At 72.9% G+C, this 21560-nt stretch carries 20 protein-coding genes; 16 read left to right on the top strand and 4 right to left on the bottom strand.

The features are described 5' to 3' along the window. Positions 1-104: 104 nt before the first annotated feature. The 9 genes from ABT171_RS04585 to ABT171_RS04545 all read left to right on the top strand — a co-directional run bounded on the left by ABT171_RS04585 (position 105) and on the right by ABT171_RS04545 (position 10637). Positions 105-674, top strand: coding sequence for an RsiG family protein (locus ABT171_RS04585; RefSeq protein ID WP_351239924.1), 570 nt, complete (start codon positions 105-107; stop codon positions 672-674). A 51-nt stretch (positions 675-725) separates the two neighbouring features. Then, entirely contained in the window at positions 726-1964 is a 1239-nt protein-coding gene (locus ABT171_RS04580) for a GNAT family N-acetyltransferase (protein ID WP_351239741.1), read from the top strand. A 301-nt stretch (positions 1965-2265) separates the two neighbouring features. Beyond that, positions 2266-3177, top strand: coding sequence for a winged helix-turn-helix domain-containing protein (locus ABT171_RS04575; RefSeq protein ID WP_351239739.1), 912 nt, complete (start codon positions 2266-2268; stop codon positions 3175-3177). 107 nt (positions 3178-3284) lie between these two features. Then, positions 3285-4172: a GntR family transcriptional regulator gene (locus ABT171_RS04570; protein WP_351239737.1), complete on the top strand. Its 888-nt coding sequence runs from the start codon at positions 3285-3287 to the stop codon at positions 4170-4172. Next, the gene (locus ABT171_RS04565; RefSeq protein ID WP_351239735.1) at positions 4172-4897 is read left to right on the top strand and encodes an HAD family hydrolase; all 726 of its coding nucleotides are present in this window, start codon (positions 4172-4174) and stop codon (positions 4895-4897) included. The genes ABT171_RS04570 and ABT171_RS04565 overlap by 1 nt, the downstream gene beginning before the upstream one ends. A 164-nt stretch (positions 4898-5061) precedes the next feature. Next, positions 5062-7308 (top strand): phosphotransferase, encoded by a 2247-nt coding sequence (locus ABT171_RS04560; RefSeq protein WP_351239733.1) that lies wholly within the window; start codon positions 5062-5064, stop codon positions 7306-7308. 9 nt (positions 7309-7317) lie between these two features. Continuing rightward, the gene (locus ABT171_RS04555; protein WP_351239731.1) at positions 7318-7932 is read left to right on the top strand and encodes a TetR family transcriptional regulator; all 615 of its coding nucleotides are present in this window, start codon (positions 7318-7320) and stop codon (positions 7930-7932) included. A 50-nt stretch (positions 7933-7982) separates the two neighbouring features. Continuing rightward, positions 7983-10001, top strand: a complete 2019-nt coding sequence (locus tag ABT171_RS04550) for a HelD family protein (protein ID WP_351239729.1) — start codon at positions 7983-7985, stop codon at positions 9999-10001. A gap of 96 nt (positions 10002-10097) precedes the next feature. Further along, on the top strand, positions 10098-10637 hold the full coding sequence (locus tag ABT171_RS04545) for a DUF6817 domain-containing protein (protein ID WP_351239727.1): 540 nt from the start codon (positions 10098-10100) through the stop codon (positions 10635-10637). Between the two features lie 11 nt (positions 10638-10648). On the opposite strand, the gene ABT171_RS04540 is transcribed toward ABT171_RS04545, so the two are convergent. Both ABT171_RS04540 and ABT171_RS04535 read right to left on the bottom strand, forming a co-directional pair. Continuing rightward, positions 10649-13015 carry an ATP-binding cassette domain-containing protein gene (locus tag ABT171_RS04540; RefSeq protein ID WP_351239725.1) on the bottom strand — a complete coding sequence of 789 codons (2367 nt, stop codon included), beginning with the start codon at positions 13013-13015 and terminating at the stop codon, positions 10649-10651. 61 nt (positions 13016-13076) lie between these two features. Further along, positions 13077-13715, bottom strand: coding sequence for a LysE family translocator (locus ABT171_RS04535; protein ID WP_351239723.1), 639 nt, complete (start codon positions 13713-13715; stop codon positions 13077-13079). A gap of 142 nt (positions 13716-13857) precedes the next feature. Here ABT171_RS04535 and ABT171_RS04530 point away from each other — a divergent pair, with 142 nt between their 5' ends. The 3 genes from ABT171_RS04530 (at position 13858) to ABT171_RS04520 (ending at position 16742) form a co-directional block, all read left to right on the top strand. Beyond that, positions 13858-15204, top strand: coding sequence for an aminotransferase-like domain-containing protein (locus ABT171_RS04530; RefSeq protein WP_351239721.1), 1347 nt, complete (start codon positions 13858-13860; stop codon positions 15202-15204). Positions 15205-15300: 96 nt separating this feature from the next. Then, complete coding sequence (locus ABT171_RS04525; protein ID WP_351239719.1) at positions 15301-15879, top strand: carboxymuconolactone decarboxylase family protein; 579 nt, start codon at positions 15301-15303, stop codon at positions 15877-15879. Continuing rightward, the gene (locus ABT171_RS04520; protein WP_351239717.1) at positions 15876-16742 is read left to right on the top strand and encodes an RNA polymerase sigma-70 factor; all 867 of its coding nucleotides are present in this window, start codon (positions 15876-15878) and stop codon (positions 16740-16742) included. Before ABT171_RS04525 ends, ABT171_RS04520 begins: the two co-directional genes overlap by 4 nt. Positions 16743-16745: 3 nt before the next feature. Here the strand turns inward: ABT171_RS04520 and ABT171_RS04515 are convergent, their stop codons facing one another. Beyond that, positions 16746-17603, bottom strand: coding sequence for a GNAT family N-acetyltransferase (locus tag ABT171_RS04515; protein ID WP_351239715.1), 858 nt, complete (start codon positions 17601-17603; stop codon positions 16746-16748). Positions 17604-17785: 182 nt separating this feature from the next. Here ABT171_RS04515 and ABT171_RS04510 point away from each other — a divergent pair, with 182 nt between their 5' ends. The 4 genes from ABT171_RS04510 (at position 17786) to ABT171_RS04495 (ending at position 19999) form a co-directional block, all read left to right on the top strand. Then, a complete protein-coding gene (locus ABT171_RS04510; RefSeq protein WP_351239713.1) occupies positions 17786-18343 on the top strand; it encodes a DUF3291 domain-containing protein in 558 nt (185 codons plus the stop codon). 77 nt (positions 18344-18420) lie between these two features. Next, positions 18421-18906 carry a helix-turn-helix domain-containing protein gene (locus ABT171_RS04505; protein WP_351239711.1) on the top strand — a complete coding sequence of 162 codons (486 nt, stop codon included), beginning with the start codon at positions 18421-18423 and terminating at the stop codon, positions 18904-18906. A 78-nt stretch (positions 18907-18984) separates the two neighbouring features. Further along, positions 18985-19554 carry a hypothetical protein gene (locus ABT171_RS04500; RefSeq protein WP_351239709.1) on the top strand — a complete coding sequence of 190 codons (570 nt, stop codon included), beginning with the start codon at positions 18985-18987 and terminating at the stop codon, positions 19552-19554. A gap of 112 nt (positions 19555-19666) precedes the next feature. Beyond that, positions 19667-19999 carry a DUF2516 family protein gene (locus ABT171_RS04495; RefSeq protein WP_503073573.1) on the top strand — a complete coding sequence of 111 codons (333 nt, stop codon included), beginning with the start codon at positions 19667-19669 and terminating at the stop codon, positions 19997-19999. 54 nt (positions 20000-20053) lie between these two features. Here ABT171_RS04495 and ABT171_RS04490 read toward each other — a convergent pair whose 3' ends face one another. After that, positions 20054-21358: a PP2C family protein-serine/threonine phosphatase gene (locus ABT171_RS04490; RefSeq protein ID WP_351239705.1), complete on the bottom strand. Its 1305-nt coding sequence runs from the start codon at positions 21356-21358 to the stop codon at positions 20054-20056. Between the last annotated feature and the right edge of the window lie 202 nt (positions 21359-21560).

The following is a 21560-nucleotide window of genomic DNA, read 5'->3' as shown; positions in this document are numbered from 1 at the left end:
TCGGTCACTTAGCGGCCAGTTGGGGTGGCACGATGCTCCCACACGCCGGTCGAGGGGACGGTCACAAGCACATGAGCACACCGAGTACCAGCGGGCGGCTGGAGATGCCGGGGGCGCAGGGGGCGCACGGGACGGAGCCGGCCCTCTGCGCGGAGCCGGTCCTGCCCGTCGAGGCTCCCGAGCCCGACCTGGCCCGGCTGAGTCTGCCCGAGCTGCGCACCCTGCGCCGCGACGCCCAGCGTGACGAGGCCGACCTCAGTTATGTGCGGCGGCTGCTGCAGGGCCGGATCGACATCCTCCGTGCCGAGCTGTGCCGGCGCGGCCGGGCGTCCGTGCCCGCGCCGGCGGACGGCTCCATGGTCGACCGGCTGCCGGAGATCCTCAAGGACGCCCCGGCCCGGCACCGTTCCTCGGCCCGCCATGTCACGCTCGGCACTCCGCACAACGAGGAGTACCGGCAGCTGGCCGCCGAGATGCTCGCCGAGGTCGAGCTGTCGGACCTGGAAGCGCGCACGGACCTGGAACTGACCACGGCCATGGGCCGCCTGGTCCGCTACGAGCAGGAGGTCTCCCGGCGCCGCCAGCACCTGCAGCGCACGGCCGACGACTGCAGCGCGGAGATCGCCCGCCGCTACCGGGTGGGCGAGGCGCAGGTGGACGACCTGCTGCTCTGAGCCGGCGAAATGCAGACGACAGGTGCCGGGGGCGCCGCCTACGGTGGCCCCATGACTGAGGTCCGAAGCGTCACCGAGGACGAGTTCGGGGACTGGCTGCGCGCGCATGCCGTCGGGTTTCTGCGGGCGCCGGTCCTGACACCCGAGCAGATCGACGCCCGGCGGGCGCAGTTCGAACCGGGGCGGCTGCGCGGGGCCTTCGACGACGGCCGCTGTGTGGCCACCTTCCGGTCCTTCGCCCAGGAACTGACGGCGGTCGGCGGCGCGCCCGTGGCCGCGGACGCCATCACCAACGTCAGTGTCGCCCCCACCCACCGCCGCCGCGGCCTGCTGAGCCGGATGATGGCGCAGGACCTCGCGGCGGCGAAGGAGCGCGGTGACGTCGTCGCCACCCTGATCGCCGCCGAGTACCCGATCTACGGCCGCTACGGCTTCGGCCCCGCCACCTGGGCGAACCGGTGGACCATCGAGGTGCCCCGGGCCGGCCTCGACCCGCGCTGGTCGGGGCCGGGCGACGGGGGCCGGATCGACCTGGTGGACGGCGAGGGCGCACGCAAGCTCGGCCCCGAGCTGTACGAGCGGTTCCGCCGCCGCCAGCCCGGCGCGGTCAGCCGCGACGAGCTGTGGTGGCAGGTGAACACCGGGGCGGTCCGCTTCGACGACGACTGGGCCGAGCCCTTCTACGCCGCCTACCGCTCGGCCCACGGCGAGGTCGAGGGCCTGGTGGCGTACCGGTCCGACGAGACCTGGACCGGCAAGCAGCCGGACCAGACCGCCAGTGTGCTGGGCCTCGTCGCCACCACCGCGGCGGCCGAGCGCGCCCTGTGGCACTTCCTGTGCTCCATCGACTGGATCACGAAGGTCGACAGCGGCTACCGCGGCCCCGACGACCTGCTCCCGCACTATCTCCCCGACCCGCGCGCGGCCCGGATCACCGAGCACGCGGACTGGCTCTGGATGCGGATCCTGGACGTCGTACGGGCCCTGGAGGCGCGGACGTACGAGGGGGCGGGCACGGTCGTACTGGAGGTGGTGGACGGCGACCGCCTCGCCGGGGGCCGGTACCGGCTGGAGGCCTCGCCCGAGGGGGCGTCCTGTACGCCGGCGGGCACCGCGAGCCCCGATCTGACGCTGGAGGCGGGCGAGTTGGCCGCGGTCTGGCTCGGGGGCGAGTCCCTGCTGCGGCTGGCCTCGCTCGGCCGGGTGCGGGAAGAACGAGAGGGCGCCGCCCGGAAGGCCGACGCCCTGTTCCGCTCGCCCGGGCGGCCGTGGTGCCCGGACATGTTCTGACCGCTCCTTCCTCCCGGCGACGCTGACCGTTCATCCGTAGCGAGCTGTTCAGTTGTGGCTGTGCGGCGGTGTTCAGTTGTGGCTGTGCGAGGTCGTCTTCAGTTGTGACTGTGCGCTTCGGTGGCCGTCCCCTGTCCGGACTCCCGGCTCCCCTCCGGAAGGGAGCCCGGCGGCCAACCACTGGGAAGCTTGACCATGTCATGTGAGTTGGCAGCCAACTCCACTGTACTTATCTCCGTTGGGACGCGACTCATAACCAGCCGTCGGCGAACTGCCGCAACTTGGCGGGAAGTTGTAGTGTTTGTCCGTGGACCCGGAGCACGCCTCCGCCAGTGGACGGACGAGGTCACACCGGCCCCGTGCGTCCCGCGACATCGCCGACGAACTGCGCACCCGGATCAGGTCCGGTGTGCTGCGGGCGGGCCAGCGCATGCCCACGCAGGCCGCCCTCGCCCATGAGTTCGGTGTTGAACGCGGCGCCGTGCGGCAGGCGTTGCGCATCCTGCAGTCGGAGCGGCTGCTGACCAACGTTTCCAAGGGCAGCCCGGCCACGGTGGCGGCGGTGCCGGGGCCGGGCCGCCCGCCGGCCGGACCGGCGGCGCCGCCGCAGCCCACCCTGGTGGGCCTCGCGCCCCGTATCGCGGAGGCCTTCGCCGTCCCGCACGTGCGCATCGACGCGCTGTGCCTGACCGCGGTCTCGCTCACGATGGCCATCGGGGAGCCGCTCCGGCAGATCCACGCAGGACGGCTGAAACCGGCCAAGATCGACGTCCGGGTGCTGCTGCCCAGCCGGGACATCGACCTCGCCTTCCCGGTGTCCGTGGCCGCCGACGACCACGGTCTGCTGCACCGCCGCTGGCTGGCCCAGCGCAACGCCCAGGGCCTGGTGCTGCGGCAGAACCTGCTGGCCCTGTACGCCACCCACGGCGTCGACGTACGGGTCTGCTTCCGCGCCCTGCCGTTCACCCCGCCGGTCAAGCTGTACCTGCTCAACGGCTCGGAGGCGTTGTTCGCGTACTACACGCTCAAACGGCGCGAACGGGAGATCGACCACGCGCCCGTGGAGCTGTACGACGCCGACGGCACGCGCTCGATGCTGTTCGCGTTCGAGCAGCGGGCCGGGCAGCGGGACGCCGCGTTCGTGGAGCAGTCGCGGCTGTGGTTCGACGCGCTGTGGGAGACGATCAGCTCGGAGCTGGTCCTCGGTCCCTAGCCCGACCGCGTCCCTAGCCCGACCGTGTCCCCGGTCCGCCCTTGCGAACCGGCCAACTCGGAAAGGTTGGCAGCCAACTCCCGGTAGATGGATGAGAGTTGTAGCGTTTGGCCGTGACCCAGGAGCATATGGCAGCGAACGGCAGCAGGAGGCTCACGCCTCAGGAGATCGCCGACACCCTGCGCGCGCGCATCCGCACCGGCGTGCTGCGGCCCGGCGAGCGGCTGCCGACCCAGGCCGAGCTGGCCGGGGAGTTCGGGGTCGAGCGGGGTGCCGTACGGCAGGCGCTGCGGGTGCTCCAGGGGGACGGACTGCTCGCCGGTGTCAGCAAGGGCAGCCCGCCCCGGGTCGCCGAGCCGCAGCCCGCGTGGCAGCGGGAGGACCCCCAGCCGACGATGGTGGCGCTCGCGCCCCGGCTGACCGAGGCGTTCTCGGCACCGCACGTGCGCATCGACGCCGTCTGCCTGACCGCGCAGAGCCTGATACCGGCGCTCGGGGAGGCGCTGCGCCTGGTCCACGAGGGCCGGCTGCACCCGGAGCGGATCGACGCCCGCGTCCTGCTGCCGTCCCGCGACATCAACCTCGCCTTCCCGGTCTCGGTGGACGCCGGGAGCGAGGAGGACGAGGCCGTCCACCAGCGCTGGCTGGCGATGCGCAACGCCCAGGGTCAGGTGCTCCAGTACAACCTCCAGGCGCTGCGCGGCACCCACGACATCGACGTCCACGTCACCTTCCGGGCCCTGCCGTTCACTCCTCCGGTCAAGCTGTACCTGCTCAACGGGGAGGAGGCGCTCTTCGCCCACTACATGATCACGCGCCGCGAGGAGCCCACCGACCAGGGGACGCTGGAGATGTACGACACCCTCGGCTCCGAGTCGCTGCTGTTCTCCTTCGAGAAGCGGGCCGGGCAGCGGGACGCGGCGTTCGTGGAGCAATCGCAGAAGTGGTTCGACGCCCTCTGGGAAACCATCTCGACGGACCTGACACTCTCCTAGTGACTTCTGATGCGAGTGAGATCGAGAAGCTTCGGGAACTGATCACACCGGCCCGGTTCGTGCTGTGGGACTTCGACGGGCCGATCTGCCGCCTCTTCGCCGGGCACAAGGCGGAACGGGTGGCCGCGGACCTGGTGGAGTGGCTGGCGCGGCAGGGCCTGCACGGTCTGCTCACCGACTCCGAAAGGGTCACGCTGGACCCGCAGGTGGTGCTGCGCGCCGTGGGCCGCAGACACCCCGGCAGCGACCTGGTCGCCGGGCTGGAGGAGCGGCTCACCCAGGAGGAGCTGCGGGCCGCGGCCTCCGCGCTGCCCACCGCCTACGCCGATCCGCTGATCCGCACCTGGACCGCCGTCGGCGCCCGGCTGGCCGTCACCACCGACAACTCGCCCCGGGCGGTCCGCACCTACCTGGAGACCCGCGGCCTCACCGGCTGCTTCAGCCCGCACCTGTACGGCCGCACCGAGCAGCTGCACCACCTGAAGCCGCATCCGCAGTGCCTCAACCGCGCCCTGAACGCGATGGGCGCGGCGCCCGCGGCCGCCCTGATGATCGGTGACGCCCCCTCGGACCTCGCCGCGGCCCGTGCCGCGGGTGTTCCGTTCCTCGGCTACGCGCGCGACGAGGCGAAGGAGGACCTCCTGCGCGCGGCGGGTGCCCGGCACGTCGTACGGTCGCTCCAGCCGCTGCTGCGGCTGCTCCGGAGCGGCCGCCCGGTCGGTTAGCATGCCGACACGTCGGGGTCACCGCCCGGACGCGTGCGGAACCGCGCGGGAGGAACGGCAACGAGCCGGCCCTCGGCCTGGCACAGACGAGTGGCGGACCACCCGCCCGGCTGCTCGACTGGGCCCGACCCTTCCTTTTCGCGCGATCGACCCCGGAGCGGCCAGTGGGCGCACCGCCTGTTCCCCGTGCCGCGGCCGGGGGGCACGCCGGCAGATTTCCGACGGAGGCCGTCCGGGCGTTCCTGGCCCGCGCGCTCGCCACCCGGCCGAGGGGTTCCGGCTTCCACCACGACAACCACGTGCTGCCGCTGACCGAGCCGCTGGCCCGGCTGCTCGGGCGGGAGCCGGGCACCCTGGTGACCGTACGGGTGCCGCGGCCGGACGTGCCGCCGGTGGTGATCCGTACCTGGCCGAGCGAGCCGGAGATCCTGCGGGCGGTGCGGGCGGTGCTGCCGAACGTGCCCGAGTGCCTGCTGGAAGGGGACGGCTTCGCCCTGCACAGCCATGCCGAGGGCACCCCGCTGGCCGAGCTGTCCGGCCCCGGCGAACCGGTCGACGGGCCCCTGCTGGCCGAGCTGGCCGAGCTGCTGGCCGCCGTCGTGCAGGTGCGCGGCGCGGCCCTGCCGCCGCTGCCGTCGTGCTGGCCGGCCAACCACACCGATTCCCAGGCCTTCCTGCGCACCCTCGCCCACCAGGCCGACCGGCAGGTCCGCCGGCCCAACTGGCGCCGCTACGGCGGCCTGTTCACGGCCCTCGGCGTGCCCGAGGACGCCCTGCTGCGGTTCGCCGACCGGGTGCCGGCGATGACCCGGCGGCCGTACGGCCTGCTCCACGGCGACCTGCACCGCGGCAACCTGGTGGTGCCGGCCGCCGGTGGCGGGCCGCCGCACTGCCTGGACTGGGAACTGGCGGGCTACGGCGACCCGTTGCACGACCTCGCCGTCCACCTGGTGCGGATGCGCTACCCCGACCACCAGTGGACCGAGGCCACCGACGCCTGGGAGCGGGCCGTACGCCGGGTGCGGCCCGCCGCGACCGCCGGACTGCACAAGGACCTGCGCCACTACGTCGCCTTCGAGCACGCGCAGTCGCTCTACGCGGACGTGATCCGCGCCGCGCGCTCCCTGGAGGACTCCTGCGGCCGACGGCACCTGGACGAGGCGACCGCCGCCGTGCACGCGGCCCTGCGCCGCGCGGCCGAGCCGCTGCGGCTGGGCCGGGTGCCGGAGCCGCCGGAGATCGAGCGGATCCTCTTCCGGCGGGGTGTCTCGGCCGGCGCCCGGCGGCCCGGCGCGGCGGGCGGTACCCGCCGGGGCATCGCCTGGACCCCGGACCGGCGGGTGCCCGAACACCCCGCGTTCGGGCACCCGGCGGTCGCCGACGCGCTGTTCCTGGAGGGCGCCGCCCCGGCCGAGCGGGTGTTCAAGGGCGCCGCGCACCTCAACACCGTGATCCAGGTCCCCGGCGCCCCCTTCCCCGTCGTCGTCCGCCGGGAGGCGACCGTCGTCCTGCGGCGCGAGCGCAGCTTCCTCAGCGAGCACGCCGTCCTCGCGGCGATCGAGCGGTCCGGGGCGCTCGTGGCCGCGCCCCGGGTGCTGGCGCTCGGCGAGAGCCACGCCACCGATCCCGCCCACCGCTACGCCGGTGACCGGTTCGCCGTCCACACCTACGAGGCCGGCCGTGACCTCGGCCGCAGGCCCGACCACCCGGTGCACGGGCTGCGCCCGCACGAGGCGGACCGCCTGGTCGACCAGCTGGCCGCGCTCGCCGGGATCGACTACACCACGGTCGACCCGGTGGCCGGCCGCCCCGGCTTCTACGGCTGGCTCAGCGACCAGCTGGTCGCGCTGGTGGCCGGGCTGCCCCGCCAGTCCCAGCAGCTGGCCCGCTTCCTCGGCCTGCCCGACGCGCCCCGGCTGCGCGAGATCCTCGCCCGGCACGAGGTCACCGACCGCGCCCCCGCCCTGCTGCACGGCGACCTCAACCCGTGGAACCTGGTGCGCCGCGACGACGATCTCGCGCTGACCCTCATCGACTGGGAGCTGGCCCTGGTCGGCGACCCGCTGTACGAGCTGGTCCGGCACATGCACCTGACCCCGACCCGGCCGGAGATCCGCGACCGCATGTTCCGCCGCTGGGAGAGCCTGCTGCCCGCCCGGTTCACCCGGAACTGGCAGCGGGACTGGCGGGTGTACCGGTGGATCGAGATCGTCCGCTCCGCCTACGTCGACCTCGACCGGCTGGTCACCGGGACGAGCCTGGACGCCCCCAACGTGCGGCGCGCGGTGGAGTCGTACGCGATGACGCTGGCGGCGGCCATTGCCTCCCTGGGGCTGTCGTCCCGCCGCCGGACCGACCCGTATCTCGCCCGCACCCTGGCCTGGCCGACCCGCCCGGGCGGCGCTGCGTAGGCTCGCCCCATGGGTGAGATGGGCCTGCGTGAGCGCAAGAAGCAGCGGATGTACCAGGACGTGTCGGACATCGCGGTGCGGCTGTTCCTGGAGCGGGGCTTCGACGCGGTCTCCGTGGCCGAGGTCGCGGCGGCGGCCGGGATCTCCAAACCGACCCTGTTCCGGTACTTCCCGGCCAAGGAGGACCTGGTCCTGCACCGGATCGCGGACCATGAGACGGAGGCCGCGCGGGTGGTGACGGGCGCGGCCGACCCGGTGGAGGCGCTGCGCCGGAACTTCCTCACCGGTCTTGAGCGGCGCGACCCGGTCACCGGGCTCAACGACCACCCCCAGGTGCTCGCCTTCCACCGGCTGCTCTACGGCACTCCGGCCCTGGTGGCGCGGGCGTACGGCCATCTGGAGCGGTCGGAGGCGGCACTCGCCGAGGCGCTCGGGGGCGGGCTGGACGCGCGGCTGGCCGCCGGGCAGATCATCGCCGTGCAGCGGATCCTCGCCCAGGAGAACTGGCGGCGGATCGCGGCCGGGGAGCCGGTCGCACGGGTGGAGCCGGATGCCGTACGGGCGGCCGGGCGGGCGTTCCGGCGGCTGGGGGAGGCGTTGCCCGAGCTGAGGCGGAATGAATGAGACGCGGTTAAAAATGTAACTCGGTAACGTTATGGCGGTACGCTGGCGCCATGACGTCACTCGATCCCGCCCTCACGGACGCCCTGCACACCGAGCGCGCCTACCACGACACCTGCCGCACCGCCCTCGCCGCGATGATCGAGGGCGCCGCCGAGCAGGTCGTCGTCGGCGAGGACGTCTCCGCCTCCGGAGCCGACGCCGAGGTCCTCGGTTACCGGCTGCGCAGCCAGGCCAAGGCCCTGCGCGAACTCCCGCCGGGCCCGCTGTTCTTCGGGCGGCTCGACTTCGCCGAGGCCGTCCCGCCGGCCCTGCACGTGGGCCGGCTCCGGATCACCGAGGGTCCGGCCGCCCCGCCCCTCGTGGTCGACTGGCGGGCCCCCGTCTCCCGCGCCTTCTACCAGGCCAGCGCCCGCGATCCACAGGGTGTGGACATACGGCGCCGGTTCGGCTGGGCGCCCGGCAGCACCGGCGACTCCGCCGACCTCACCGGGCTGGAGGACGAGCACCTCGGCCGGGGCGAGTCACGGGCCAGCGCCATCGTGGCCCGCGAGATCGAGCGGCCCCGCGTCGGGCCCATGCGGGACATCGCCGCCACCATCCAGCCCGAGCAGGACGACCTCGTCCGGGCCGCGCTCACCGACTCGGTGTGCGTGCAGGGCGCCCCCGGCACCGGCAAGACCGCCGTCGGCCTGCACCGCGCCGCCTATCTGCTGTACACGCACGCCCAGCGGCTGCAGCGCTCCGGCCTGCTCATCCTCGGCCCCAACCGCACCTTCCTGTCGTACATCGCCGAGGTGCTGCCGTCGCTCGGTGAGACAGGGGTCCGTCAGTCCACCCTCCTGGCCGAGCTCGCCCGGCACCCGGTCACCGGCGCCGACCCGGACCGCACGGCCGCCGTCAAGCACGACCCCCGGATGGCCGAGGTGCTGCGCCGGGCGCTGTACGCGCGCGTGTCGGCCGACGGCGTGACCGACCTCGCCGTACCGGACGGCTCCTACCGCTGGCGGGTCCCCGCCGCCGAACTCGCCGCGATCGTGGCGGAGGTGCGCGCCGAGGAACCGCCGTACGCCGTCGGCCGGGAGCGGGTGCGCGCCCGGGTGGTACGGCGGCTGCGCGAGCGGGCCGAACGGCGCTCCGGAGTCCTGCCCGCCTCCTGGGTGCGCCGCATCGAACGGGCCCGGCCGCTCACCGCGCACCTCGACCTGGTCTGGCCCAGGGTCCGTCCCGAGGAGATCCTCGCCGGACTCCTCACCGACGCCGAGGCGTTGGCCCGGGCGTCCGACGGCCTGCTGGACCCGGACGAACAGGCGGCGCTCCGGTGGCCCCGCCCGCCGCGCTCCCCCAAGTCGGCCCGCTGGTCGGCCGCCGACCTGGTCCTCCTGGACGAACTCTCCGGACTGATCGAACACCCCGAGGGCTACGGGCACGTCGTCGTCGACGAGGCGCAGGACCTCTCCCCCATGGAGTGCCGGGCGATCGGCCGCCGGGCGGTCTTCGGCTCGCTGACCGTCCTCGGCGACCTCGCCCAGGGCACCACCCCCTGGGCCGCCCGCGACTGGTCCGTCCAGCTGCGCCACCTCGGCCGCCCGGACGCCGCCGTCGTGCCGCTGCCCACCGGGTTCCGGGTGCCGGCGGCCGTCGTCGCCCTGGCCAACCGGCTGCTGCCGCGCCTGGACGTCCGCGTGCCGCCGGCCCACTCCCTGCGCACGGACGGCGAGTTGACCGTCCGCCCCACCGACGACGTCCTCGGCGCGACCGTGACGGCCGTGCGCGAGGCCCTCACCCACGAGGGGTCGGTCGGCGTCGTCGCGGCGGACGCCGACGTGGACCGCGTCCGCGAGGCGCTGGTGGGCGCCGGTCTGGCACCGGCCGCCCCGGACACGCTCGGCGCCCGCCTGACCCTCGTCCCCGCGAGCCTGGTCAAGGGCCTGGAGTACGACCATGTCGTCGCCGTGGAACCGGCCGCCGTCGCCGAGGCCGAGGAACGGGGCGCACACCGGCTGTACGTCGTGCTGACCCGCGCGGTGTCCCGCCTGGACGTCGTCCACGCCCGCCCGCTGCCGTTCTGACACCGGGGATTGACCGGCCAGGGGATTGACCGGCCCGCACCGGCCGCCGGACGATCGGCGGGCGACGTCCCGCAGGCCGATGGACGGAGGAGAGCCGTGCCGGATTCCCCGACCGCCGCGGTCGCGTTCCTGCGCGACCTCGGAGCCGCCGGACGCGCGCATCCGGGCGGCACCCTCCTCGCGCATCTCCAGCGCGTGGAACGGGAGTTGGCGCGGTGGGGTGCCCGCCCGGCGCTCCGGCTCGCGGGCCTGTGCCACGCCTGCTACGGGACCGACGGCTTTCCCGACGCCCTGCTGCCGCCCGACCGCCGTGCCGAACTGGCGGCCGTCATCGGTGCCGAGGCCGAGGCACTCGTGTACCTGTACGGCTCGTGCGACCGCAAGGCCACCTATCCGGCGCTCGCCGAGGCCGGCGGGGCCTTCCGGGACCGGTTCACCGGCCGCGCCCACGTCCCCGGGGCCGGCCCGCGCCGGGACTTCGCCGAGCTGACCGCCGCCAACGAACTCGACCTCGCCCGCCTGGACCCCGCCTTCCGCAGCCGGTGGGGACCGGCCCTCCTCGGCCTCTTCACCCGCGTCCGCCCCCTGCTGAGCCCACCGGCCTGGGCGGCGTGCGAGACGGTGCTCGCCGGGTAGCGGCCCGCGCCTCACCGACCGACGTACGTCGCCAGGTGCTCTCCCGTGAGAGTGGAGCGCGCGGCGATCAGGTCGGCCGGGGTGCCCTCGAAGACGACGCGGCCGCCGTCGTGGCCGGCGCCCGGCCCGAGGTCGATGATCCAGTCGGCGTGGGCCATGACCGCCTGGTGGTGTTCCACGACGATCACCGACTTGCCGGAGTCGACCAGGCGGTCCAGCAGGGAGAGCAGCTGCTCCACATCCGCCAGGTGGAGGCCGGTCGTCGGCTCGTCCAGGACGTAGATCCCGCCCTTGTCGGCCATGTGCGTGGCCAGCTTCAGCCGCTGGCGTTCGCCGCCGGACAGGGTGGTGAGCGGCTGGCCGAGGGTGAGGTAGCCGAGGCCGACGTCGGACATGCGGTCGAGGATCCTGTGCGCCGCCGGGGTGTGCCCCTCGCCCGCGCCGAAGAACTCCTCCGCCTCGGTCACCGACATCGCCAGCACCTGGGCGATGTCCCGCCCGCCGAAGGTGTACTCCAGCACCGAGGCCTGGAACCGCTTGCCCTCGCACTCCTCGCAGGTCGTGGCGACACCGGCCATCATCGCCAGGTCGGTGTAGACGACCCCGGCGCCGTTGCAGCCGGGGCAGGCACCCTCGGAGTTGGCGCTGAACAGCGCCGGCTTCACGCCGTTGGCCTTGGCGAAGGCCTTGCGGATCGGCTCCAGCAGCCCGGTGTACGTCGCCGGGTTGCTGCGGCGCGAACCGCGGATCGGCGTCTGGTCGATCGACACCACACCCTCGCCCGCCGGGATCGACCCGTGCACCAGCGAACTCTTGCCGGAGCCGGCGACCCCCGTGACGACGCAGAGGACGCCCAGCGGGATGTCGACGTCCACGTTCCGCAGGTTGTGCGTGGTCGCGCCCCTGATCTCCAGGGCGCCCGCCGGCTTGCGCACCGCGTCCTTGACGGCGGCCCGGTCGTCCAGGTGGCGGCCGGTGAGCGTGCCGCTGGCCCGCAGGCCCTCGACGGTCCCCTCGAAGCACACGGTGCCGCCCGCCGTACCCGCGCCGGGACCGAGGTCGACGACATGGTCGGCGATCGCGATGGCCTCCGGCTTGTGCTCCACGACCAGCACGGTGTTGCCCTTGTCGCGCAGCCGCAGCAGCAGCTCGTTCATCCGCTGGATGTCGTGCGGGTGCAGCCCGATGGTCGGCTCGTCGAAGACGTACGTCACATCGGTGAGCGAGGAGCCGAGGTGGCGGATCATCTTCACGCGCTGCGCCTCACCGCCCGACAGCGTGCCCGCCGGCCGGTCGAGCGAGAGATAGCCGAGGCCGATCTCCACGAACGAGTCCAGGGTGTGCCGCAGCGAGTCCAGCAGTGGCGCCACCGACGGCTCGGCCAGGGACCGTACCCACTCGGCCAGGTCGCTGATCTGCAACGCGCACGCGTCGGCGATGCTGACGCCCTGGATCTTCGAGGACCGGGCCGCCTCGGTGAGCCGGGTGCCCGCGCACTCCGGGCAGGTGGCGAAGGTGACCGCACGGTCCACGAACGCCCGGATGTGCGGCTGCATGCCCTCCTTGTCCTTGGCGAGCATCGACTTCTGGATCCGCGGGACCAGACCCTCGTAGGTCATGTTGATGCCCGCGATCTTCATCCGGGTCGGTTCCTTGTACAGGAAGTTCTGCAGCTCCCGCTTGGTGAACTCGCGGATCGGCTTGTCCGGGTCGTAGAGGCCGGACTCGGTGTAGAGGCGGTGGTTCCAGCCGCCCGTCTTGTAGCCGGGGACGGTCAGCGCGCCCTCGCTGAGGGAGAGCGAGTCGTCGAAGAGCTGGGTGAGGTCGAGGTCGGTGACCGTGCCCCGGCCCTCGCAGCGCGGGCACATGCCGCCGGTGATGCTGAAGCTGCGCCGCTCCTTCACCTGCTGCCCGCCGCGCTCCACGGTGACCGCGCCGGCGCCGCTGACCGAGGCCACGTTGAAGGAGAACGCCTTGGGGGAGCCGATGTGCGGCCGGCCGAGCCGGCTGAAGAGGATGCGCAGCATCGCGTTGGCGTCGGTGGCGGTGCCGACGGTGGAGCGGGGGGCGGCGCCCATCCGCTGCTGGTCCACGATGATCGCGGTGGTGATCCCGTCGAGCACGTCGACCTCGGGCCGCGCCAGCGTGGGCATGAAGCCCTGCACGAACGCGCTGTAGGTCTCGTTGATCAGCCGCTGTGACTCGGCGGCGATGGTGTCGAACACCAGCGAGCTCTTGCCGGATCCGGACACGCCGGTGAACACCGTCAGCCGGCGCTTGGGGAGCTCGACGCTGACGTCCTTGAGGTTGTTCTCGCGGGCACCGTGCACCCGGATCAGGTCGTGGCTGTCTGCGGCGTGCGGGGCGGTGAGGTCCATGCCGGCCACGCTAGCGGCGACGCACCGGCCGACGCTTCTCGAATTCTGACCGCTCTGCCGGCTACGCCGGTCCCGAGGTGTCGGCGGCCAGCGAGACGGCGAGCGCGCCGAGGACCGTGCCCATCAGATACCGCTGCACCTTGAGCCAGGAGGGGCGGCGGGAGAGGAAGACGGCGATCGTGCCGGCGGCGAGCACGATGGTCGTGTTGACCGCGATGCTGACCACGATCTGGAACGAGCCGAGGACGAGGCCCTGGAGGAGGACGTGGCCCTTGTCCAGGTCGATGAACTGGGGGATCAGGGAGACGTACATGATGGCGATCTTCGGGTTGAGCAGGTTCGTCATCAGGCCCATGGCGAACAGCCTGCGCGGTGAGTCGTGCGGCACGTCCTGCGGGGTGAAGACGGAGACGCCGCCCGGCTTCAGCGCGTTCCAGGCGAGCCAGGCCAGGTACGCGGCACCGGCCAGCTTCACCGTGACGTAGAGCTCGGGCACCGCGAGGAAGACGACCGACAGGCCGAGGTTGGCGGCGAGCAGGTACACCATGAAGCCCAGTGCCACACCGCCTAGGGAGATCATCCCGGCGCGCCGGCCCTGGGTGATGCTGCGCGAGACGAGATAGACCATGTTCGGGCCGGGGGTCAGCACCATGCCGAGTGCCACCGCCGACACACCGAGGATTCCGCTCAGCTCGACCATGAGGCCTCTCCTTCTCCTTCTCCGTTCCGTGCAATGTCTGGAGATTATGCGAGGCAATTGTTCGGTGCAATAAAAATATTGCACCGAGGGCAATGGCGTGGTTGGATGGAGGTGCCCGGACGGACGAGGGGAGCGCGGGGCCGTGCAGGACTACCGGAGCGTCGCCGACGCGGTGGCCGAGGAGATCAGGACCGGCCGACTGCGACCCGGTGACCGGCTTCCCCCGCAGCGCGAGTTCGCCCGGCGGCACGGCATCGCCAACTCCACCGCCACGCGCGTGTACCAGGAGCTGGCCCGGCGCGGTCTGACGGTGGGCGAGGTGGGCCGCGGCACGTTCGTGCGTGCGCCGTCCGTGTGGTCCGGCACCACCGGTCCCGCGCTGACCGAGCCCGCGGTCGGCCGGGTCGACCTGGAGCTGAACTACCCGGTCGTACCCGAGCAGAGCGCGCTGCTCGCCGAAGGACTCGGTGCAATGCTGCGGCCCGACGCCCTCGGGAACGCCCTGCGGCCGGTCGGCACGGCCGGGTTTCCGGCCGTCCGGGAGTCCGCCGCCGGCATCCTCGCGCGGGGCGGCTGGCGCCCGGACCCCGCGCGGATCCTGTTCGCCGGCAACGGCCGGCAGGCCCTCTCGGCCGTGGTCGCGGCCCTGGTGCCGCCGGGCGGGCGCCTGGGCGTCGAGGAGCTGACGTACCCCGTCGTCAAGGCGGTGGCCGCCCGGCTCGGCATCACCCTCGTCCCGCTGGCCATGGACGGCGCCGGACTCGTCCCCCAGGCCGTCGAGGAGGCCCACGCGGCGGCTCCGCTGCACGCCGTCTACGTACAGCCGAGGGTGCACAACCCCCTGACGCTCAGCATGCCGGAGCAGCGGGTGGAGCACCTGGCCGAGGTGCTGGCCCGGCTGGACCTCGTGGCGGTCGAGGACACCGTCTGGGCCTTCCTGCGCGACGAACTGCCGCCGCTCGCCGCCCACGCCCCCGAGCGGGCCGTCCTGATCGACAGCCTGTCCAAGCGCATCGCCCCCGGCCTCACCCTGGGCTTCGCGGTGACGCCGCCCGCGCTGGCCGGTGAGGTCGCGGTCTGTCTGCGCTCGGGCGGCTGGGCCCCCATGCGCTTCGCCCTGGAGGCCGCCCACCGCTGGCAGCAGGACGGCACCGTGCAGAGGCTGGTGGAGGCCAAGCAGCGGGAAGCGGGGGTACGGCAGGAGATCGCGGCCCGGCACCTGGCCGGTTTCGCCGTGCAGAGCCATGCGCGCTCCTATCACTGCTGGTGGGAGCTGCCCCGCCCATGGCGCGCGGACACCTTCGTCGCCGCCGCGGCGCGGCACGGCATCGGGGTGGTGCCCGCCGCCGCGTTCACCGTCGGCGCCGGCCACGCCCCCAACGCCGTCCGGCTGGGGCTCGCGTCGCCCCGGCCGGACGTCCTCTCGCAGGCACTCGGCGTCCTCGCCGAACTCGCCCGGTCCGCCCCGGACGACCTCGTCGGCGACTGACGCCCGCCCGGCCCTCCCGGAGCCTCCCGGGGATGTCACATCCGCGGACCCGGCGGTGTCTTCATGCCGAACCGGTAAGCACACGAGGAGGACACCATGACGCTCCGCGTCCCGAAGGCCGAGATCAACCCCGAGGTCAAGGAAGGCCTGATCGAGCAGTTCGGCGTCGTACCCGAACCCCTGGAGGCCACCTGGCACAACCCCGACGTCGCCTTGGCGGCCCAGGAGATGGGGAGCCGGGCGAGCGCGTGGAACGCGGCGGACGAGAGCCTGAAGTCGTTCGTGCACATGGCCGTCGCCGCACAGGTCGGCTGCAGCTGGTGCCTCGACATCAACTACTTCCTGGCGCAGAACAGCAACCTGGACCTGACCAAGGCGAGCCAGGTGCCGCGCTGGCGGGAGTCGGACGTCTTCACACCGCTGGAGCGGGACGTGATGGAGTACGCCGAGGCCATGACGGCCACGCCGCCGACCGTCTCGGACGAGCTGTCCGCGCGCCTGCTGGACCGGCTCGGTCCGGCGGCGCTGGTCGAGATCACCGCGTCGATCGCCTTCGCCAACTTCGCGACCAGGAACAACACGGCACTCGGGGTGAAGACGCAGGGCTTCTCCGACGCCTGCCGGATCCCGCTGGCCGCACGTCCCGTGAAGTCGGACGCGACGCCGACGGCATGACACAGGATCCGTTCGTCGCCCATCGCAGCCTGCTCTTCACGGTCGCCTACGAGATGCTCGGCTCGGCGGCCGACGCCGAGGACGTGCTGCAGGAGTCCTGGCTGCGGTGGGCCGGCGCCGACCACGCGCAGGTGCGCGATCCGCGGGCGTACCTGGTGCGGATCGTCACCCGGCAAGCGCTCAACCGGCTGCGCACCCTCTCGCGCAGCCGCGAGGAGTACGTCGGCGAATGGCTGCCGGAACCGCTGCTGACCAGCCCCGATGTCGCCGAGGACATCGAACTCGCGGAGAGCGTCTCGCTCGCGATGCTGACCGTGCTGGAGACGCTCGGGCCGACCGAGCGGGCCGTGTTCGTGCTCCGTGAGGTCTTCGAGCTGGGCTACGGCGAGATCGCCGAGGCCGTCGGGAAGACGGCGGCCACGGTACGGCAGATCGCGCGGCGGGCCCGCGAGCACGTGGCGGCCCGGCGCCCGCGGGTGCGGGTGAGCCGCTCGGAGCAGCAGGCCGTGGTGGAACGCTTCCTGGCCGCGCTGCGCACCGGGCAGTTGCAGGAGCTGCTGGAGGTCATGGCCCCGGACGTGGTCATGGTCACCGACGGGGGCGGGGTGGTGGCCGCCGCGCTGGTTCCGTTCCACGGGGCCGGCCCGGTCGCGGAGGTGCTCGCGCGCGCCCACCGGGTGGTGGACACGCTGGAGACCACGGCCGTGTGGCTCAACGGCGCCCCGGCCGGCCGTGTCGAGTTCGACGGCGAACCGAGCGCGGTGGACCTCACGGTGGAGAACGGGCGGATCACCCGTATCCACGTGGTCCGCAACCCCCACAAGCTGGCCCGCCTCGACGAACCGACCCCGCTCACCCGGTAGACCTCAGAAGCCGTACACGGCCCAGTCGGCGAGTGCGCGATAGCCGAGGCGCTGGTAGAGGGCGTTGCTGGTGGGGTTGGACAGGTCCGCGAACAGGACGACGTCCCTCGCGCCCGCGGCCAGCGCGGCCCGGCTCACCTCCGCCGTCACAGCGGCCGCGTAGCCGCGACCGCGCAGGTGGGCCGGGGTGTAGACGATGTCCACCTGGATCTGGCCGCCGATCAGCGGGTTCATGCCCGCGAGGGAGACGGCGGTGCCGTCCGGGGTCTCCCAGAGCGTGTAGCGCTTGTCGGCGTAGCGGGTGCCGGCCCATGTGCCGGCGTCGATGGCGACGTCTTCCCCGACGGCCTTGGCGAACTCGCCGCACCAGAACATGACGTGCTCAAGGTCCTGCTCGCCCAGGACGCGGCTCCGGCCCGCCGGCATCGGCTCCGGCGGGGTGAGTGTGCCCAGGCGGTACAGACGGAGCCGGATGCCGCCGGGTTTCGGTGTCGCCCCGGTGTGCCGCTGCCAGGCTTCGGCGAAGGCGGTGGCGGTGCCGTGGTCCGCGCTGACGCGGGGGAGTGAGTGCCCGAGGGCGGCCAGGCGGGCGGCGAGGGAGCCGGCCTGCGCGGGTGTGAGCGGGGAGAGGCCGATACCACCCGGTGGGAGGCGGTAGAAGGTGCCGCGGACCTCGCCCGCCTGCTCCAGCACGCCGAAGACGGGGGCGCCGGTGCCGAACGCCTCCGCTCCCCGTGCCCGCACCCTCTCGGCCCACGTCAGCTGCATGACGTGCGGACCGGGTCGCGAGCGCAGGAAGTCTCCGGCACGGGCGAGAAAGTCGTCGACGTCGTCGGTGAGGTGCCAGTCGTCCGGTCGCATGCTTCATGGATCCCCCTGCTGCGGAAGCGCCGAACGGGTTTCCGCCCGGGTGGGTGTCCGTTGCCCGCGAACACCCAATCGCCGCGTACGAGAGGGCACTTGGGCAGGGAAAACGCAACTTCGACAGGGCGCGCGGAGGCCGCTACCTTCACCTGGACTTCGGTGGAACGAGGGAGAAACGCATGCCCCGACTTGCCCTGTACACATTCGGCGTCCTGAAATCACCTCTCGCCGATCCCGCACCTCTCACGCACGAGTTCTACGACATGGGTGAGGCCGTCTACCGGAAGATCGGTCAGGCCCCCGGATACCTCGGGCATGCCGAAGCGGCAGCGGGTGACCGGGGCAAGCTCTTCGGGGCGGACTGGGGTGCGTGGGGAGAGTTCGCCGTACCGACCTGGTACGGCAAGGGCCGTACGGTGGAAACCACCGCCCTGGCCGCGAGCCTCTCGCTCTGGACCGACCTGCGCCCCGCCTTCGAGGCCGTCTACACCGGTGTGCACCGTGAGGCGCTGAACAGGCGGTACGACTGGTTCGAGAGGTCAGGGCACCCGAATTACGTGTTCTGGTGGGTCTCCGACGGCGTGATACCCACCTGGCAGGACGGGGTGTCCCGGCTGGAGCACCTCCACGACCACGGCTCCGCGCCGCACGCCTTCACCTTCCACCACTCGTTCGCCCCGGACGGAACTCCGACCAGGGCCAAAGGCACCGGGCCGAAGAGCGACCGGGTTCGCTGACCGGGAAGCCCGAACGGGTGGGCACTCTTGCAAGCAGGTGCTTGCAATTGTTAGCGAAGGTGGGGCAAGGTGGAGGCATGGCATCGCTGAACGTCGGCAATCTCGGTGAGTACCTGCGCGAGCAGCGGCGTAACGCCCAGCTGTCGCTGCGGCAGCTCGCCGATGCCGCCGGGGTGTCCAATCCCTACCTGAGCCAGATCGAGCGCGGGCTGCGCAAACCCAGCGCGGAGGTGCTCCAGCAGGTCGCCAAGGCGCTGCGCATCTCCGCGGAGACGCTGTACGTCCGCGCTGGGATCCTCGACGCCGAGCGGGACCGGGACGAAGTGGAGACGCGCGCCGTCATCCTCGCCGACCCCTCGCTCAACGAGCGGCAGAAGCAGGTGCTGCTGCAGATCTACGAGTCCTTCCGGAAGGAGAACGGATTCGGGATCGGCGAGGCCGCCGCGGACGAGGACGAGGCGGACCGGGCAGGGGACGTGGACGAGGACACCGGCGGCACCGCCGTGCGCGGCACCCGCACGGCCGACGCAAGAGATGCCGGTCCGCGGCGGACGGCCGGGTAACCGGACCAGGGCGCCGGCCGCCCCACCGCGGACCACACCAACCTCAGCCGAACGCGAATCCGGGAGGACCTGATCACCATGGCGATCACCGACGACCTGCGCAAGACCTTCAGCGACCCGACTCCGCTCTACTTCGCCGCCGGCACCGCCGACCTCGCCCTCCAGCAGGCCAAGAAGGTGCCCGCCCTGGTCGAGCAGCTGCGCGCCGAGGCCCCGGCCCGCATCGAGGCCGTGCGCAACACCGACCCGAAGGCCGTGCAGGAGAAGGCCGCCGCCCGGGCCAAGGAGGCGCAGGAGACCCTCCAGACCAAGGTGAACGAGTTCATCGGCGCCCTCGACGTCGACCTGAAGAAGCTCGGCGAGCAGGCCCAGGACTTCGCGCTGCGCGGGGTCGGCGTGGCCGCCGAGTACGCCGTCAAGGCCCGCGAGACCTACGAGAAGGTCGCCGAGCACGGCGAGCAGGCCGTGAAGACCTGGCGCGGCGAGGCCGCCGAGGAGATCGAGGACCTGGCGATCGCCGTCGAGGGCAAGCCCGAGCCGGCCGAGGCCCAGGCGGAGCCCGCCGGGGAGACGAAGCCGGCGGCGAAGAAGGCCCCGGCCCCCCGCAAGTCCACCACCGCGAAGAAGACCACGCCTCCGGCCAAGTGACCGGAGCCGGGGATGTCACAACGGGCCGGGCACCTTGGGGGTGCCCGGCCCGTTGTACGGGTACGGTGGCTGTACGGACGACTCGACTCGGGTGGTGGGCATTGTGCTGTTGATGGCAGTCGGCGGAGTGATGTGGCTGATCTTCACCGCCATGCTCGCGCTCGCCATCGTGGCGTTCGTGATGGCCGCGGTCTTCCGCGAGGACGCGTACCGCGCCGCGGACAAGCAGAACAAGGGCTTCTGGCTGATCATCCTCGGCGTCACGGTCGCCGTGAACCTCTTCGTCCCCAGGCTGTTCCTGCAGCTCGCGGGCCTGGTCGCCACCATCGTCTTCTTCGTCGACGTGCGCCCGGCCCTGCAGCAGGTCTCGGGCGGGAAGCGGTTCCGCCGTCGCAGGGGCAGCAGCAGCGACGGCCCCTACGGCCCCTGGAACGGCGGTCGCTGAGGGCATCTCGCCGTAGGGCCGCCTGCCCGGCCGCCCGTCCCTTACGGCGAGGCCCTACGGCGCCCGATCCAGCAGCACCACGGCCACGTCGTCCGTCAGCTCGCCCCCGTTGAGGTCCCGCACCTCGCTCACCGCGGCCCGCAGCAGGTTCTCCCCGCGCAGTCCCTCGGACAGCTGCCGGCGGATCATCTCCACCATGCCGTCCTGGCCGAGCCGCTCTCCGCCCGCACCGACCCGGCCCTCGATCAGACCGTCGGTGTAGAGCATCAGGCTCCACTCGGAGCCCAGCTCCACCTGCATCCGCGGCCAGCGGGCGCCGGGGAGCAGTCCGAGGGCGGGGCCGTTGTTGTCGTAGGGGAGGAGACGGGCCGTCCGGCCGGGGCGGGCGAGCAGCGGGGCCGGGTGGCCGGCCAGGCACAGGCCCGCGGTGCGGCCGTCCGGGGCGATGTCCACCGTGCACAGCGTCGCGAAGATCTCCTCGTCCGCGCGCTCGTGCTCCAGCACCTCCTGGAGGGTGCCGAGCAGTTCGTCGCCGCACAGGCCCGCCAGCGTCAGCGCCCGCCAGGCGATGCGCAGCTCCACGCCGAGCGCGGCCTCGTCCGGGCCATGGCCGCAGACGTCGCCGATCATGGCGTGCACGGTGCCGTCGGGGGTGCGGACGGCGTCGTAGAAGTCGCCGCCGAGCAGCGCGCGCGAGCGGCCGGGGCGGTAGCGGGCGGCGAAGCGCAGCGAGGAGCCGTCCAGCAGGGGCGTGGGCAGCAGCCCGCGCTCCAGGCGGCGGTTCTCCTGTGCGCGCAGCCTGCCCTCGGCCAGGCGTCGCTCGGCGGTGTCGGAGCGTTTGCGCTCCACCGCGTAGCGGATGGCGCGGCTGAGCAGGCGGCCGTCCAGCTCGTCCCGGAAGAGGTAGTCCTGGGCGCCGACGCGCACGGCCTCGGCGCCGCGCTCGGCGTCGCCGGAGGCGGTCAGCGCGAGGACGGCATGCCGGGGCGCGAGCTGGAGGACGTGCCGGAGCACGGCCAGCTCGTCGTCGGTGTCGCTGCCGCCCGGCGCCGGGAGCGCCAGGTCCAGCAGGATGCAGTGGACGTCGTCGGTGAGCAGCCGCTCGGCCTCGGTGAGGTTGCGGGCGGTGCGGACGCGGATCGGCTTGCCGGACGAGTCCAGCAGTTCGGGCACGATCGGCGAGCCGGCCGGATCGTCCTCGATCAGCAGCAGGGTGAGAGTGGCGCCGGTCGCGTGCGCGGTCGTGGCTTCGCGGTGGGCCTCTTCCTTGAGGGGGCCGCCGCCGGCAACCGGGGCAGCCTGCGCCTGACCACTCTCCACGGCCGGGATGGCTCTCTGCCGCGGTACGGGTACGGGCATCGTCGTGGGTTCCTTCCCTCCCCCCGAGGGCATGGGCGGCACCGAGGGTCTCGAAGCCACCGACGGGTGACCATAGCGGCTCGGCCCACCCCGATGGAATGGTGTGAGCCGCGTCGCTTCCGCGCAGGCCGCTGTCATATGCCGCGTTCCGTACGACAGTTGGACAGGACGACCCGGCGGCGGGGATGACGAAGCTCACGTG

The organism is Streptomyces sp. NPDC001851 (genome assembly GCF_040297165.1).
Taxonomy (GTDB): domain Bacteria; phylum Actinomycetota; class Actinomycetes; order Streptomycetales; family Streptomycetaceae; genus Streptomyces.
Note: the sequence above shows the minus strand (reverse complement) of the source record. Positions and strands in the feature narration are given on the sequence as shown.

Bases quoted from the DNA above. Each gene is read 5' to 3' on its own strand.
- ABT171_RS04555 (WP_351239731.1), top strand. From the start codon at position 7,318: ATGGGTGAGATGGGCCTGCGTGAGCGCAAGAAGCAGCGGATGTACCAG.
- ABT171_RS04525 (WP_351239719.1), top strand. From the start codon at position 15,301: ATGACGCTCCGCGTCCCGAAGGCCGAGATCAACCCCGAGGTCAAGGAA.
- ABT171_RS04520 (WP_351239717.1), top strand. From the start codon at position 15,876: ATGACACAGGATCCGTTCGTCGCCCATCGCAGCCTGCTCTTCACGGTC.
- ABT171_RS04505 (WP_351239711.1), top strand. From the start codon at position 18,421: ATGGCATCGCTGAACGTCGGCAATCTCGGTGAGTACCTGCGCGAGCAG.
- ABT171_RS04495 (WP_503073573.1), top strand. From the start codon at position 19,667: ATGGCAGTCGGCGGAGTGATGTGGCTGATCTTCACCGCCATGCTCGCG.
- ABT171_RS04500 (WP_351239709.1), top strand. From the start codon at position 18,985: ATGGCGATCACCGACGACCTGCGCAAGACCTTCAGCGACCCGACTCCG.
- ABT171_RS04535 (WP_351239723.1), bottom strand. From the start codon at position 13,715: ATGGTCGAGCTGAGCGGAATCCTCGGTGTGTCGGCGGTGGCACTCGGC.
- ABT171_RS04550 (WP_351239729.1), top strand. From the start codon at position 7,983: ATGACGTCACTCGATCCCGCCCTCACGGACGCCCTGCACACCGAGCGC.
- ABT171_RS04580 (WP_351239741.1), top strand. From the start codon at position 726: ATGACTGAGGTCCGAAGCGTCACCGAGGACGAGTTCGGGGACTGGCTG.
- ABT171_RS04585 (WP_351239924.1), top strand. From the start codon at position 105: ATGCCGGGGGCGCAGGGGGCGCACGGGACGGAGCCGGCCCTCTGCGCG.
- ABT171_RS04515 (WP_351239715.1), bottom strand. From the start codon at position 17,603: ATGCGACCGGACGACTGGCACCTCACCGACGACGTCGACGACTTTCTC.
- ABT171_RS04490 (WP_351239705.1), bottom strand. From the start codon at position 21,358: ATGCCCGTACCCGTACCGCGGCAGAGAGCCATCCCGGCCGTGGAGAGT.
- ABT171_RS04510 (WP_351239713.1), top strand. From the start codon at position 17,786: ATGCCCCGACTTGCCCTGTACACATTCGGCGTCCTGAAATCACCTCTC.
- ABT171_RS04540 (WP_351239725.1), bottom strand. From the start codon at position 13,015: ATGGACCTCACCGCCCCGCACGCCGCAGACAGCCACGACCTGATCCGG.